Raw genomic sequence first — 14,968 nt, forward strand, 5'->3', positions numbered from 1 at the left:
GGGCAGGCCGGGGTCGCCTGCACGTGGCCGGCATCGATCGCAGCCGGCTGTGCGGGCCCGATCGTGCACCGCACCGACGGGAAGAGCGCCACGCGCATCGCCGCCGGCACATGTACGCGCACGTCGCCCCCGGCGACGACGCGTCCGGCGACCCTGTGCCGCACTGCTCCGGCGAGACCTCTCGCCGGAGCGTCAGCCGAACTACTCGTAAGGGAATGACATGCCCGGGAAGAGAACCCGCGCAGTACGGACCACGGGGCTGCTGGCGGGCCTCGCCGCAGTATGCGCGCTCGCCGCACCGGCGGGGGCCGTCACCGGCGGAGCGGCCGCGGACGGCGCGTACGCCTTCACAGCGAAGATCACCGTCGGGGACAGGGCCGGATGCACGGCTGTGCTCGTCGACCCGCAGTGGCTGCTGACGGCGGCCTCGTGTTTCGCGGACGACCCCTCCCACATGGGCTCCCCGATCACTCCGGGTCCGCCGGACGTCGCGACCACCGCGACGATCGGCGGCGACCTCGGCTCCGCCGCCGGCCATGTCCTGGCGGTCACCGAACTGGTCCCACGCACCGACCGCGACCTGGTGATGGCCAAGCTCTCCGCACGGGTCACCGACATCGCCCCGGCTCTCGTCGCCACCACCGCGCCCGTCGCGGGCGAGCAGCTGCGCGTGGCCGGGTACGGCCGCACCAGGGACGAGTGGGTGCCCGACAAGCTCCACACCGGCATCTTCGGCGTCGGCACGGTGGAGCAGGGCACGGTGTCGGTCACCGCCGGTGAGGGCTCGGCGCTCTGCAAGGGCGACAGCGGAGGCCCGGCCCTGCGGGAGACCGGCGGCACGACCGAGCTCGTCGCGCTGCACAGCCAGTCCTGGCAGGGCGGCTGCTTCGCCTCCGACGAGACCCGTACCGGCGCCGTCGAGACCCGCCTGGACAACGTCGCCTCCTGGATCCAGCAGATCCGCGCGCTGCCGCAGAACTTCCAGACCGCCTCGGGTGACTTCAACGGCGACGGCAGGCAGGACGTCGCCGCCTTCTACGACAACGGGACCTCACCCGAAGGCAAGAACCGCTCCTCGATCTACGCCTTCCTCAGCAACGGAACCGGTTTCGCCGCACCCCAGCTCGCATGGAGCACTCCCGGCGGCTTCACCTGGAGGTCCTCCAAGCTGACCTCGGGCGACTACAACGGTGACGGCAAGGACGACATCGGCGTCTTCTACGACGGCGGGTCCTCCGACACGGGGGCCGTCTCCTCCGTCTACACCTTCACCAGCGCCGCCACCGCCACGACCGCCGTCTTCAGCGCCCCCAAGAAGGTGTGGACCACCACCGGCGGCTTCACCTGGGATGCTTCCAAGGTCACTTCGGGTGACTACAACGGTGACGGCAAGGACGACATCGGCGTCTTCTACGACAGCGGCTCCTCGCCCACCGGAGCCATGTCCTCCGTCTACACCTTCACCAGCAACGGCGCCGGCATGACCGCCCACAAGGCCTGGACCACCACCGGCGGCTTCACCTGGGATGCTTCCAAGGTCACTTCGGGTGACTACAACGGTGACGGCAAGGACGACATCGGCGTCTTCTACAACAGCGGCACCTCCGCCGACGGCAAGGCCATGTCGGCGCTCTACACCTTCACCAGCAACGGCGCCGACATGACGGCGGCCAAGACCTGGAGCACCCCCGGTGGGTTCACCTGGGCGGCCGGCCAGGTCACTTCGGGCGACTACAACGGCGACGGCAAGGACGACGTCGGCGTCCTCTACGACACCGGCGCCTCGACCGACGGGGTGCCCACCACCTCGCTCTACACCTTCACCAGCACCGGCACCGTGTTCGGTGCCCCGGTGAGGATGTGGACCAGTACGGGCGCCTTCAGCTGGAACAAGAGCCAGGTGACGTCCGGCGACTACAACGGCGACAAGAAGAGCGACGTCGGAGTCCTCTACGACGCCGGCCAGACCCCCGACGGCCGCCGCCTCAACAGCCTCTTCACCTTCCGCAGCACCGGAGCCACCCTCCAGGCGCCGGTCAGGAACTGGACGGGCAGCGTCCACTGACGCGACCTCAGCAGGACAGGGGGGGACGGACGCGTCCGTGCCCCCCTTTTCCGGATCCGCTCAGGAGCGGCCGTCGGCGGCCGGTCGGCAGGGGTACCGGCTCGGTGCCCGGAACGACGGTGCTGCGGACGGAGCCGAGGATGTCCGCGGTGAGGGTGACGGTGTCGCCGGGCTTGAGCGGAGGCGGAACCTGTTCGCTCGGGCGCCCCACAGTCGGGGGACCGGAGTGGATCAGGCCGAGCAGCGTCGTGCCGTCGGAATCCACGGGCCGAGCGGGGTGAAGCCGGGGGCGTTCGTGCTGTGCAGCCAGTCGGTGCCGATTCCGGGCATGTCCTGGCGGAAGACGGTGGCGCGGTCGGTGAGGTCGCTGGCGATCGTGCAACCGGCGACGTACTCCAGCGCCTCCTCCATGGAGACTCGGTGAGCGGGTTCGGCGATCACCGCCGCCGGCTCCGGTTCCCAGTCCGGCTGTGCGGCCCAGGAGGGGAGGACGACGTCGTCGTAGGGGCCGGTGATCGCGCTCGGCAGGCCGATGAACACGTAGGGCAGGTCCTCGCGTGCCCGCCGGTCCAAGACCTCCGCGAACTCCGCCCGGGCCTCCTCGACGCGTCCGGCCCGGTGGGCCGACGGTGCAGAGGGCGAAGGGGCCGGAGAAGAGCGGTGAATCGACATCACGTTTCACGGACGTGTCCTCTCGGCGGCGGTGCGACTACTCTGGCCGTCCCGCATCCGATTGGGGAAATCGATTCGCCGGATGAAGGTCATCGGTTTCACCGATGACCTTCAGGTCTCGTCTCCGACGGCGACCAGCGCTCGGGAGTGTCATGCATCTGGCCAGCCTTGACCTGAATCTCCTGGTGGCTCTGCGCGCTCTGCTGGAGGAACGCAGTGTCACCAGGGCCGGGCAGCGCGTCGGGCTCAGCCAGCCCGCGATGAGCGGCGCCCTCGCGCGACTGCGCCGGCATTTCGACGACGAGCTCCTCTCCAGGACCGGCAACAACTACGAGCTGACCGCCCTCGGCCAGGCGCTGCTGGACCGGACGGCCAGGGCCTGCGACATGGCGGAACGGGTCTTCAGCAGCCAGGCCGAGTTCGACCCCGTCCAGGACGGCCACGAATTCAAGATCATCGCTTCGGACTATGCCGTGACGGTCTTCGGCACCGAACTGACCCGCATCCTCCACGCGGAGGCGCCCGGCGTCCGGCTCCATTTCGAGCTGACTCCCGCCACGGTCACCGAGGAGACAGCCGCACTGCTGAGCACCACCGACGGGATGCTCCTGCCGCACGGCTTCATCAGCGGGTACCCGGCGGTCGAGGTCTTCCAGGACCGCTGGGTCTTCGTGGTCTCACGGGACAATGCCGAGGTGGGGGACGCGCTCACGCTGGACGACCTGAGCCGGCTGCCCTGGGTGACGTATCGGCGGCTGTACGACACAACGTCCACGAGGCAGCTGAGCATGCTCGGCGTCGAGCCCCGCTCGGAGGTCTCCGCCGACACCTTCCAGGCACTGTGCTTCCTCGTCGCCGGAACCCGCAGAATCGCCCTCGTCCAGGCCCGGCTCGCCGAGCGACTGCGCGAAACGGCCGGCATCCGCGTCATGGAACCGCCGCACGGCATGGTGCCCCTCCACGAAGCCCTGTGGTGGCACCCCGTACACACGCACGACGCGGCGCACATGTGGCTTCGCGAGACCATTGCGCGCGTCGCGAAACGGATGGCAGAGCGCGCACCGGAGGGGTGACCGGGTCTGCCCTCAGGGCGCCGACGGTCTCGGCTTGCCTTCCTCACCTGCGAAGACGCGGAGCTGCAGGGCGAGCGTGGAGTAGTAGCCCACCAGGGTCGTCAGCTCGAACAGGCCGCGTTCACCGATCGCCGACACCGCCGCGTCGTACTCGTCGTCGCCCAGGCTGCCGGAGTGCAGCAGCGAGGCCGTGGCCCGCAGGGCCGTCGTCTCGTCCGGGTCGGTGACGTCCGGCAGCGCACCGGAGCGCAGTGAGGCGAGTTCCTCCTCGGTCAGACCGCATACGCGCCCCACGGCTTCGTGCGCCTCTCGTTCGAACGCGCTGCCCCAGTGCGCGGCGACGAGGAGCACGGCCATTTCACGGACGCGGTCGCTGAGAGAGGACCGGTAGCGCACCGCCGCACCCACGGCCTGCAGCGCGGCGCCGATCGGAGGACTGAGCAGCATCGCGTTGAACGGCCCCCGAAGCCGTCCCTCGCTGTCGGTGAGGGCGAAGAGCTGGGGACCGGCGGCGCGTGGGCCTCCGGAGATCGACCGGTAGACCGCGGCCTGTTCCTCGCTCATGTCGCCGGGAAGAAATCCGGCCAGGCGGGCGACCATCGTCGCTCCCTTCGTTCGGTGCCGGGGAACTATAGCCGCGCGGATCACCGGAGTGGGTCAGCCCTCGCGGCGCAGCGCGGCCGGCGTCGTGCCGAGGCGGGAGCGGATCACTCGGGTCAGGTGTTCCTGGTGGGAGAACCCGCAGGCGGCCGCCACCTGGGCGATGGGCATGGATCCGGCGCGCAGCAGGCGGGTGGCCCGTTCCACGCGCAGCCGCACGAGGTACCGGTGCGGAGGGCATCCCGTGCGAGCCCTGAAACGCCGGGTGAACTGGCTGACACCGAGCCCCGCGGCCGAGGCGAGGTCCTCCAGCGACAGAGGCTCGGAAAGCCGCGTGTCCATGAGCTCCCGAACGGCCGTGAACTGCCGGTCGCTCAGCCCCGCTTGCTCCCGGTCCGGCTCCGCGACGCTCCTCCAGCCTCCGGCCGGGGGCGTCCCCGGCCGCACGCTGTGGCGGCGGGCCAGCTGGGCGGCGGTCATGAGCGCGAGCTGATCCGCATAGGTCCTCCCGCTGGGCTCCCAGTGACGCACCACACCGTCGAGCGCCAGAACGAGCTGCTCCAGCAGCGGATCCGTGGTGCCGAACTCCTCCCTCAGCCGCACCGGCCGGCCGTCCTTCGCCGTCTCTGCCGTCGCCTGGAGGGCTGCGTCCGACAGGTAGACGTGCACCGTGTTCAGATAGCCGCCGAGTTCCACGTCCAGCTCCGTGTCGGCCGGATGCAGGAACAGCCCACCGGGCGGCACCTGCCGCGCCGCCGTCAACCCCCGGCGTCCCCTCCGGACCGTGACGGGGCCGTCCAGATGCAGGATCACCAGGTGACTGCCGGCTCCCTGAAAAGCCTCCCGATACGGCAGCTCCCGCTGCGTCGACACATACAACCGCTCCCAGCCGAGACCCGCGCTCGTACGGAGGGGACGCACCCCGGGCCGCGCCAGGATGCCGTGGGTGTCACCGAGGCCCATCTCGTTCATGAGGCCCTCCTTCGGGGGCACGGTCCTGCCCGCCCTCCGGCGCGGGCGGGCAGGCACGGACCGAGCGAGCCGCGGCCGACGCTGCTTTTGTGCAGGGCGATGCGGAGATTATGCAGGAACGACCGGCACACGGGCTCGAATACTGCGGGAGACCCCCTGACCCCGCAGCACGGAGAGCAGCTTCATGAGGAGTTTTGTGCACACCACCGGCCCGAGCCGGGTGGTCTTCGGCGCGGGTACGCTTCCGCGGGTCCGCGAGGAGGTCGGGCGTCTCGACGGGTCCCGGGTACTGCTCCTGTCCGACGGGTCGCCCGCTCTGCGCAAGGACACCGAACGGCTCCGCGAAGCTCTGGGCGACCTGGTGGTGGCCGAGTTCGACGGCGCGGCCATGCACACCCCCGTCGAGGTGACGGAGCAGGCCCTGAGTCTCGTGCGCGACCGGCGCGCGGATTGCCTGGTGGCCATCGGCGGCGGCTCGACGACCGGCCTCGCGAAGGCGCTGGCGGTCCGCACGGATCTGCCCCAGGTCATCGTGCCGACCACCTACGCCGGCTCCGAGGTCACCCCCGTGCTCGGCGAGACGGTGGACGGCCGCAAGGTCACCCGGTCCTCACCCGCGATCCTGCCCGAAACGGTCGTGTACGACGTCGAGCTCACCCTCGGCCTCCCCGTCGCCATGTCAGTGACCAGTGGCGTCAACGCACTGGCCCATGTCGTGGAAGCCCTCTACTCACCGGACGCGACTCCGGTCACGGACGCCATGGCTCTGGAGGCGGCCGCCGCCATCGCCCGTGCCCTCCCCGCCCTCCACGACGATCCCTCCGACCTGGAAGCACGGGCGGAACTGCTCCAGGCGGCGTGGCTGGCAGGCACCTGCCTCGGCGCCGTGGGCATGGGACTGCACCACAAGCTCTGCCACACGCTGGGCGGCGCCTTCGGCCTGCCGCACGCCGACACCCACACCGTGGTCCTCCCGCACGCGATGGCGTACAACGCGCCCGCGGCACCGGAGGCGATGGACCGCATCGCGCGCGCCCTGGGCGTGCCCGACGCGCCCACCGGAGTCTTCGACCTGATCTGCCGGGTCGGCGGTCCGACGTCGCTGCGAGGCCTCGGCATGGCGGAGGCCGACCTGGACCGCGCGGCGGAACTGGCCACCGCACAGCCGTACCCGAACCCGCGCGAGCTGACCCGCAGGGGACTCGCGGACCTGCTCGGCGACGCCTGGCACGGCCGCCGCCCGCAGGCGGCGGCCGGCTCCGCACCCGACCTGCGCCCGCTGACCGACGAGGTCGCGGCGAGCTTCGGCGGCTGCGCGAACCCGCGCCTGAGGCAGCTGCTCACCGATCTCGCCCGCACCCTGCACGCCTACACGATCCGCAACGACCTCACCCCGCAGGAGTGGCAGCGGGCCGTCGACTTCCTCACCGAGGCCGGCCACATCACCACCGACACGAGGCAGGAGTTCATCCTCCTCTCCGACACCCTCGGCATGTCCAGCGTCGTCGACGCCCTCGCCAACTCCCGTAACCCGGACACCACTTCCTCCGCGATCCTCGGACCCTTCTACGTCGCCGGGCCCCCCGCAGCCGAACACGGCAGCGACATCGCCGGAGGGCTCACGGGCACGCCGATGTGGGCGGACATCCAGGTGACCGACCAGCAGGGAGAGCCGGTCTCCGGGGCCGTCGTGGACGTCTGGCAGTCCAACGAGGACGGCTTCTACGACGTCCAACTCCCCGACCTGGACGGACCGGTGCTGCGCGCCCGGTTCACCACCGACGCCGACGGCCGGTTCACCTTCTGGTCGATCCTCCCCTCGGAATATCCGATCCCCGACGACGGTCCGGTCGGCAGGATGCTCGCCGCCGTCGGCCGCCACCCCTACCGCGCCCCGCACGTGCACTTCCTGATCAACGCCCCCGAGTACCAGCCGCTGATCACCCAGCTGTTCGTACGGGGAGGGGCCTACCTCGACGGTGCGCCCGGACAGCGGGACGCGGTCTTCGGCGTCAAGGACGACCTGATCACCGACTTCGTCCGGCGAACCGGCCCGACGCCCGACGGCCGGCCCGTCGACGGTGAGTGGCGCCTGCTCGAGTTCACCTTCCGCATCGCGCGCCGCGCCGACTGAGCACACCTCGGGCTCCGCACAGCACGCCGCCCCCCGACGTGTTTCACCCAGCCTCCCGGAGACAGACACCATGAGCACGCCTGAGAAGTACGACACCGACGTCCTGGTCATCGGCAGCGGACCCGCCGGCGGCACCGCGGCACTGCTGCTGGCGACCTACGGTGTGCGCACCCACCTGGTCACCAAATACGGATGGCTGGCCGACACCCCGCGCGCCCACATCACCAACCAGCGTGCCATGGAGGTCTTCCGCGACCTCGGGATCGAGCAGGAGGCCCTGGAGAAGGGCACACCGAGCCGCCTGATGGGCGACACCGTGTTCGCCACCTCCCTCCTGGGCGACGAGATCGGCCGTATCCGCACCTGGGGCACCGGCGACGAGAGCCTGACCGAGTACGCCTCCCAGAGCCCCTGCGGCATGATCGACCTCCCGCAGACCTACCTGGAGCCCATCCTCCTGTCCAACGCCGCCAAACGCGGCGCCGTGGTTCGCCTGAACACCGAGCTCGTCGACTTCGAACAGGACGCGGACGGCGTGACCGCCCGCCTGTACGACCGGCCCAGCGGCGTCGAACGCACCGTCCGCGCCCGTTACATGATCGGCGCCGACGGCGGCCGCAGCATCGTCGCCGAGAAGCTCGGGCTGCCGATGGAAGGGCAGATGGGCAAGGCCGGCAGCATGAACATCGTGTTCAGGGCCGACCTCACGCAGTACGTCGAACACCGCCCCAGCGTCCTGTACTGGATCATGCGCCCGGGCGCCGATGTCGGCGGGATCGGCATGGGCCTGCTGCGGATGGTCCGGCCCTGGAACGAGTGGCTCATCGTCTGGGGCTACGACATCGACAACCCTCCGCCCAGCCTCGACGACGAGGCGGCGGCGGCGATCGTCCGCGACCTCGTCGGCGACGACGAACTCGACGTGCGGATCGACAGCGCCTCCCTGTGGACGGTCAACCACGCCTACGCCACCCGGCTGCACGCCGACCGCGTCTTCTGCGCCGGGGACGCCGTCCACCGGCACCCGCCGTCCAACGGCCTCGGCTCCAACACCTCCGTCCAGGACTCCTACAACCTGGCGTGGAAGCTCGCGGCCGTCCTGAAGGGACACGCCGGGCCCGAGCTCCTGGACACCTACTCCGACGAACGAGCCCCGGTCGCGAAGCAGATCGTGGAACGCGCGAACCTCTCCCGGGACCAGTTCCTGCCCCTGTTCGAAGCGCTCGGCGTCGTGAGCGGCGACGAGGAGGGCATCGCCAAGGCCCTGCACGCGGCGCGCCGGCCGGACGCAGAGGGGGCGAAGAAGCGGCTGGCCATCCGCGAGGCGATCGAGCTGAAGCACTACGAGTTCAACGCCCACGGCATCGAGCACAACCAGCGCTACGAGTCGGCCGCCGTCATCCCCGACGGCACCCCCGAGACGATCTCCCGCGACGGAGAACTCTTCGCCCGCCCCACCTCTCGCCCCGGCGCGAAGCTGCCGCACGCCTGGCTCGTCGACGACAGAGGCGGGCGGATCTCGACGCTCGACATGGTCGCCAGGGGCAGCTTCTCGGTCGTCACCGGCCTCGCCGGAACAGCCTGGGCCGACGCCGCCGGCATCCTGGCCCGGGAACTCGGCCTCGACCTGCGCGGTGTCGTCATCGACCGGGACGCCCACGACGCGTACGGCGAGTGGAGCCGCCGCGCGGAGATCGACGAGGAGGGCGTGCTGCTGGTCCGCCCCGACGGGTACGTGGCCTGGCGCCGGCCGAGTGGAGCCGCCGACATCGCCGAGGCGACCCGGCTGCTGCGGGAAGCGCTGACGACGGTGCTCTGCCGGCCTGCACCTGGGACCGCTGACGCGTGAACAGGCCGAGCAGGCACCGCAGTGCGAACGCTCACCGCGGCCGCCGGCCAGCCGGCGGCCGGCCGGGTGCGCCACGGCCCGCCGGCCGACCCGTCCGGTCAGGCTCCCGTCGGTCGACCGTCGCCGTCCACGACGCCGACGGCACCGGGGGTCACCGCTACGGTTTGCGGGCGAGTCCGGCGGCGATGAGGTGTTCCCAGACCGTGAGCTCTCGCCCTGGGCCCTTGTTCCACGGGTTGTCGGTCTCGTCGGGACGCCACAGCGACGCGGGGACGATCCCGGGATCGAGAATCTCCAGGCCGTCCAGCAGGGAGGTGATCTCCGCGTCCGTACGCCACCGGCCGCGGCCGAACGTCTGCTGGAGGACCCTCTCGGCCTCTTCGGTTTCCGGGTTGTTGCCGGAGCGGAAGTGGCTGATGAAGAAGTAGCTTCCGGAGGGGACGTGGTCGCGCCAGTAGCGGACGATGCCGGCCGGGTCCTCCTCGTCGTTGACGTGGTGGAGGATCGCGCTGAGGATGACGGCGACGGGACGGGCGAAGTCGATGACGTCGAGGGTGTCGGGATGCGTGCGGACGCCTTCGGGGTCGCGCACGTCGACCGCCACGACGCGGGTCCGGTCGTTGTTCTCCAGCAGTGCGCGGCCGTGGACCAGCACCTGGAGGTCGGTGTCGACGTAGACGACCCGGGACTCGGGAGCGTGCCGTTGCGCGACCTGGTGGACGTTGTCCGCGGTCGGCAGGCCACTGCCCAGGTCGATGAACTGCCGTATGCCGGTGGTCTTAGCGATCTCCCTGACCGCCCGCGTGAGGGCCGCGCGGTTGGCGAAGGCGATGGCCACCGAACCGGGCAGGTCGCGTTTGAACACGTCACCGATCGCACGGTCCACGGCGTAGTTGTCCTTGCCGCCGAGCAGGTAGTCGTAGACGCGCGCGATGCTGGGCTTGGTCGGGTCGATGGAGGAGCCTTCGTACGTCATGCCGGCCATTCTTCCCCCAACACCGCTTGCACGCGCTCGCTTTGGGTTCCCTCAGCCGGTCCGAGCGGCGCGACGGCATGGACGGCCCGGGTTCGGTGTCAGACACCTCGACCGGCTGACAGGCCGACTGAGCCGACAGCCATCGGTGAGGGCGGCGGCATCGTGGTACGCGCCGCCGCTCATGAACGACAGATCAGCAGGGCGGATGACAGTCGGGGCCCAACACCGCTGTCGATGCGCCCCGTTACTCGTCCGAGAGGTCGACGCGCCCTTTCGCCGGAGGCCCGGCACAGCTCATGGAGCGGTTCGCCCACGGCATGCGTGGCATGAGAGCGCCCGCCCACGACGTCGGCGAGACGGTCATGGGCGGGCGTGACGGGCGCCGACGCCTGGGAGGGGGGAGGGGGGGATGGCGCGGGCCCGTCGCCTCCGGGTGGATCAGATGCCGGGGCCGGTGAGGTAGGTGAAGGCGTCGACGGCCGGGACCGACCCCGCGGGGTTGGTCACGACCACGTCGACCGCACCTGCGGTGCCGGGCGGGGTGACCGTCGAGAGCGTGGCCGCGTTGATCACCATGAACGATGCGGGGTTGCCGTCGAAGGTGACCGAGTCGGTGCTGTCGAGGTTGGTGCCGGTGATGGTCACCGCGGTTCCGCCCGAGACCGGGCCGGAGGCCGGAGTGACCGTGGCGATCGTGGGTTCGTTGACGTAGGTGTAGTGCAGCCCGTTGTTGACGCCTCCGGCGGTGGTGACGCTCACTCCCACCGGGCCTGCCGCGGCTCCCGCAGGGACCGTGACACTGAGCGAGCTGTCGGAGTTCACCGTCGGGACGGCGGTGACGCCGCCGAAGGAGACGCTCGTGGCGGTCGACAGGCCGGTTCCGGTGAGGGTGATGGCGTTGCCGCCGGCCAGCGGCCCGGAGCTGGTGCTCAGGGACGACTTGAACGGTGCACCGACGTAGAAGAAGGGCACCGGGTTGCTGGTGCCGCCCGGAGTGGTCACCGTGACCCCGATCGTGCCCGTCCCCGACGGCGAGACCGCGGTGACCTGGGTCGGAGAGACGTTGGTGACGCTGGTGGCCGGCTTGTCGCCGAACTTCACCGCGCTGGTGTTGGACAGGTTCGTGCCCGTGATGGTCACCAGGGTTCCGCCCCCGGTAGAGCCCTGATTGGGAGAGATCGGCATGGGGACACTCCTCGACTCGCTGATTGATGGGACATGCGAGGAACCGGCCGAGCAGATGACCACCGCGGTTGAAGCGCTGTCAGCCACGGCGCCCTTCTCTGGCGTGTCGGCCCTGCGGGGCAAGCGGCAGAGCGAGAGCCGCCGACTCCATGCGCCGGACCGTGCCTGGGCATGAAGAAACCGGCGTGGGCCTGCCCGTCTCACTCCCCCGGCACAGGGATGGGCAGCCCGCCGGTTCGCACTCTTAGTGACGCACACACCCAATCGGGTGACAATGGGTCACCATCGGGGTTCACTCGAATGGAGTAGCGGGAGCTCTTGTCGGGCGGTGCGTCCAGGGCCTTTGACAGGGGGCGGCACCGCCGGCGATCTCTTCGCCTCCACAGAGGCGCGCTCTGTCGCGTCAAGCGGGGCCGAGGGCATCGCCGGATCCGCGTGGGCGGTGTTCAGCGGCGCCGACCGGGGATCGCCGGACTTGGCGTCACCTCCACGCCGTCCGGGCTCCTGTTGCATTCCGCGGTATTGCCACCGGGCGAACCACTCGGCTGCACCGGCCGTTCGGCTGCTGGATTGCTGCGTACTTCACACCAATGCCGCACAACTCTCAGCCGAGCGGGCTCTTTGCCGAGTCGCCGCCCGGCGTGACCGTGATGGGGGGCCTAACGTGTGCAGTCCCATGGGCGAGGAAATGGAAGGAGCTGACTCGTGAAGCTTGGCTATAGGTGTGGCAAGTGGGCGGGGCTCACGTCGGTGGCCCTGGCGACCGTGACGGCCGTCGCCGCACCGGCATTCGCAGTCCCGTCGGGTACGACCGTCATTGCTTCACCGTCCGTAACCACCGTCAATACCTCAGTCGAATTCGATGTCACGGTCACCTGCGAATCCGACCCGAGCGGCGGTCTGGGCGTGACGTTCTTCGACAGCGGTGACTTGCTGAGCACGGTCCCCGTGGCAGCTGACGGTAAGGCCGCCTACACCACTTCGTTCAGCACGATCGGTTCTCACACCATCACCGCCGCATACAACGGCAACGGCTCCTGTGACGCCTCCAGCGGCAGCACCTCCGTTCAGGTTTCCGCAGCACCGGCTCCGCCCACTCCGACCCCCGGCAACTGTTTGCTCCTCTGCGGCGGAATTATCAACTTCGTGGTCGGGGACATCACCAACAACGTTGCGATCCCAGACCGTCGAGCGGGCGCGGAGACACCACATCTGCAAGGGCAGCACGCTCCCGGGCCGCGGCAGAGGCACGGAGGCTCCCGCTTGTGACACCGCCACGGGGCCGAACGCGAACACGGGGCCGGGCCCGAAGCGGGGCTGAACCAGCGGCCGTCACGACGGTCGGTGCGAAGCAGTCGGCCGGTATCGGACCAAGGCCCGGCCGCATGGAACAGCGCGGTCCGAGAGGCACGTTCATGAAAAAGAAACCACCGTCTCGGGTATCGGGTCACGACACCTGAGATCACCGGTCCGAATGAGCTTCTCCCGCTGCTCGGGAGGGGCTGATCAGCTTCCTCCCTCGTACCGGCGTGTCGATGGAGGGAGGCAGCGGCATCGTGTTTGGCTGTTTTTCCTGCTGCGCGCATCCAGAGTCGTCGTGTGGCGGGCGCAAGAATCCTGTTCAGGCGTTCTGAAGGCCTGGTCATCAGTGACCTACAGAGTTCCCTTCAGAGTGAAAAGGTCGGTGAGCCCGTGCCATCATTGGTGAAAGATACACTGAGCCACCATCTGGCTCACGTTGCTGCTCTCACTCCGGACGAAACAGCTTTCACCTTCGTCGACTACGGGAAGGACCCTCAGGGAGCGAGTACCTCACTGACTTGGAAACAGCTCGATGACCGGGTAGGTGCGACAGCCGACGGACTGCGTTGTGCGGGCGCGGTCGGCCGGAGAGTGGCGATCGTCGCGCCGCAGGGCCTCGAATACATTGTGGGTTTCCTCGGGGCTGCCCGGGCGGGAGCGATTGCGGTTCCCGTGTTCACTCCGTCCTTGCCCGGCCACAAGGAGAAACTCTCGGCGGTATTGCAGGACGCTTCCCCCGCGTTGGTGTGGACCGTCGAGGAGCTGCGTCAGTCACTCACCGGATCATTCGCGCCGAACGACTCACCCACCGGCTGCCGCGTCATCACGGAACGGGATCTGCGGAAGGCTGTGAAACAGTCCTCTGCAGAATTCGAAGACCCCAAGCCCACTGACCTGGCCTACCTGCAGTACACCTCGGGCTCCACCCGTGTCCCGTCCGGAGTGGAGATCACGCACTCCAACGTGTGCACCAACGCCCGTCAGGCCCTCGAGGCCTACGACATCCGCCGGGGGCGCAACTGCACGGTGGGATGGCTGCCGCTCTACCACGACATGGGGCTCGTGCTGGCTGTGGCGCTGCCGATCATCGGTCACCTGCCCTCGGTGCTCATGGATCCCCTGGCGTTCATCCAGCAGCCAGGGCGTTGGCTGCGACTGTTGACCCGGTACCCGGGGGCCATCACCGCAGCACCCAACTTCGCCTACGACTACGCCGTTCAGCGGGTGGGGGAGGAAGAGCGCGCCGGCCTCTCGCTCGGTTCCGTCAGTGCCATGGTCAACGGAAGTGAACCCATCGCGGCCCGCACTCTCGAGCGCTTCCAGGCGGCCTTCTCGCATGCCGGAATGCAGCGCAGGATCATGCGCCCCTCATACGGGCTTGCCGAGGCGACCGTATTCGTGTGCGCCTCTCACGCGGGGGAGGAGCCGACCGTCACGTCCTTCGACAGAAAGGCTCTGGGCCAGGGATGCGCCCGTGTCGTCGAGGTCGCGGAGGCAGCCGATCAGCAGGCGGCGGTCGACCTCGTGGCATGCGGGCGGCCCACCGGCCAGGAGATCGCGGTCGTCGATCCCACGACATGCCGACGTCGTGAAGAGGGCCAGATCGGCGAGATCTGGCTCCGCGGACCCAACGTCGGACGTGGCTACTGGCGCCGTCCCGACCAGAGCGGAACCACCTTCGGGGCGGTCCTCGTCGATGACGGCTCCGGCTCCTGGCTGCGAACCGGCGATCTGGGGGTGTGGCACGACAAGCAGCTCTATGTCACCGGACGCCTCAAGGACCTGGTGATCGTCGACGGAACCAACCACTACCCGCACGACATCGAAGAGACGGTTCAAAACGCACATCCGGCGGTTCGCCGCCACCGCCTCGCGGCCTTCGCCGCCCCCACCGTCGACGGAGAACGCCTGGTCGTCGTAGCCGAGCACGGCCGGGAACTCGACCCCGGCCGGCTCGTCCAGGACGAGGTGGCGCGCGCTGTACGGGCAGCGGTCGCCACCGGACACGGCCTGGCCGTGCACGACTTCGTGCTCGTGCCCCCCGGCAGCGTTCCGCACACCACGAGCGGCAAGGTCGCCCGCAGCGCATGCCGCGACCGCTACCTGGCAGGTGAATGGACGGTCCGCCCCCACGTCTAGG

10 protein-coding genes and 2 pseudogenes are annotated in these 14,968 nt (G+C 69.7%); 6 read left to right on the forward strand and 6 right to left on the reverse strand.

What is annotated here, in order from left to right:
* Window positions 1-220 precede the first annotated feature (220 nt).
* On the forward strand, window positions 221-2,065 hold the full coding sequence (locus tag IE239_RS07425; protein WP_190148455.1) for an FG-GAP-like repeat-containing protein: 1,845 nt from the start codon (window positions 221-223) through the stop codon (window positions 2,063-2,065).
* A gap of 7 nt (window positions 2,066-2,072) precedes the next feature.
* Here the strand turns inward: IE239_RS07425 and IE239_RS43465 are convergent.
* Window positions 2,073-2,278, reverse strand: a pseudogene (locus IE239_RS43465) (hypothetical protein); the annotation flags it as partial.
* Between the two features lie 36 nt (window positions 2,279-2,314).
* A pseudogene (locus IE239_RS07430) lies at window positions 2,315-2,668 on the reverse strand (fumarylacetoacetate hydrolase family protein); the annotation flags it as partial.
* Window positions 2,669-2,889: 221 nt separating this feature from the next.
* Here IE239_RS07430 and IE239_RS07435 point away from each other — a divergent pair.
* Window positions 2,890-3,810 (forward strand): LysR family transcriptional regulator, encoded by a 921-nt coding sequence (locus tag IE239_RS07435; RefSeq protein WP_190148456.1) that lies wholly within the window; start codon window positions 2,890-2,892, stop codon window positions 3,808-3,810.
* Between the two features lie 12 nt (window positions 3,811-3,822).
* Here the strand turns inward: IE239_RS07435 and IE239_RS07440 are convergent, their stop codons facing one another.
* Together IE239_RS07440 and IE239_RS07445 are read right to left on the reverse strand one after the other, a co-directional pair.
* Complete coding sequence (locus IE239_RS07440; RefSeq protein WP_190148457.1) at window positions 3,823-4,410, reverse strand: carboxymuconolactone decarboxylase family protein; 588 nt, start codon at window positions 4,408-4,410, stop codon at window positions 3,823-3,825.
* 57 nt (window positions 4,411-4,467) lie between these two features.
* On the reverse strand, window positions 4,468-5,382 hold the full coding sequence (locus IE239_RS07445) for a helix-turn-helix domain-containing protein (protein ID WP_190148458.1): 915 nt from the start codon (window positions 5,380-5,382) through the stop codon (window positions 4,468-4,470).
* 184 nt (window positions 5,383-5,566) lie between these two features.
* On the opposite strand from IE239_RS07445, the gene IE239_RS07450 reads away from it, so the two are divergent.
* Window positions 5,567-7,516, forward strand: coding sequence for a maleylacetate reductase and hydroxyquinol 1,2-dioxygenase domain-containing protein (locus IE239_RS07450; protein WP_190148459.1), 1,950 nt, complete (start codon window positions 5,567-5,569; stop codon window positions 7,514-7,516).
* Window positions 7,517-7,586: 70 nt separating this feature from the next.
* Window positions 7,587-9,365, forward strand: a complete 1,779-nt coding sequence (locus tag IE239_RS07455; RefSeq protein WP_190148460.1) for an FAD-dependent oxidoreductase — start codon at window positions 7,587-7,589, stop codon at window positions 9,363-9,365.
* Window positions 9,366-9,522: 157 nt separating this feature from the next.
* Here the strand turns inward: IE239_RS07455 and IE239_RS07460 are convergent, their stop codons facing one another.
* Entirely contained in the window at window positions 9,523-10,350 is an 828-nt protein-coding gene (locus IE239_RS07460) for an SAM-dependent methyltransferase (protein WP_190148461.1), read from the reverse strand.
* A 429-nt stretch (window positions 10,351-10,779) separates the two neighbouring features.
* On the reverse strand, window positions 10,780-11,526 hold the full coding sequence (locus tag IE239_RS07465; protein WP_190148462.1) for an IPT/TIG domain-containing protein: 747 nt from the start codon (window positions 11,524-11,526) through the stop codon (window positions 10,780-10,782).
* Between the two features lie 705 nt (window positions 11,527-12,231).
* Here IE239_RS07465 and IE239_RS07470 point away from each other — a divergent pair.
* Together IE239_RS07470 and IE239_RS07475 are read left to right on the forward strand one after the other, a co-directional pair.
* Complete coding sequence (locus tag IE239_RS07470) at window positions 12,232-12,795, forward strand: Ig-like domain-containing protein (RefSeq protein WP_190148463.1); 564 nt, start codon at window positions 12,232-12,234, stop codon at window positions 12,793-12,795.
* 330 nt (window positions 12,796-13,125) lie between these two features.
* Entirely contained in the window at window positions 13,126-14,967 is a 1,842-nt protein-coding gene (locus IE239_RS07475) for a fatty acyl-AMP ligase (protein WP_229877884.1), read from the forward strand.
* The last annotated feature ends 1 nt before the right edge of the window (window position 14,968 follow it).

Source organism: Streptomyces humidus (assembly GCF_014649655.1).
GTDB lineage: Bacteria > Actinomycetota > Actinomycetes > Streptomycetales > Streptomycetaceae > Streptomyces > Streptomyces humidus.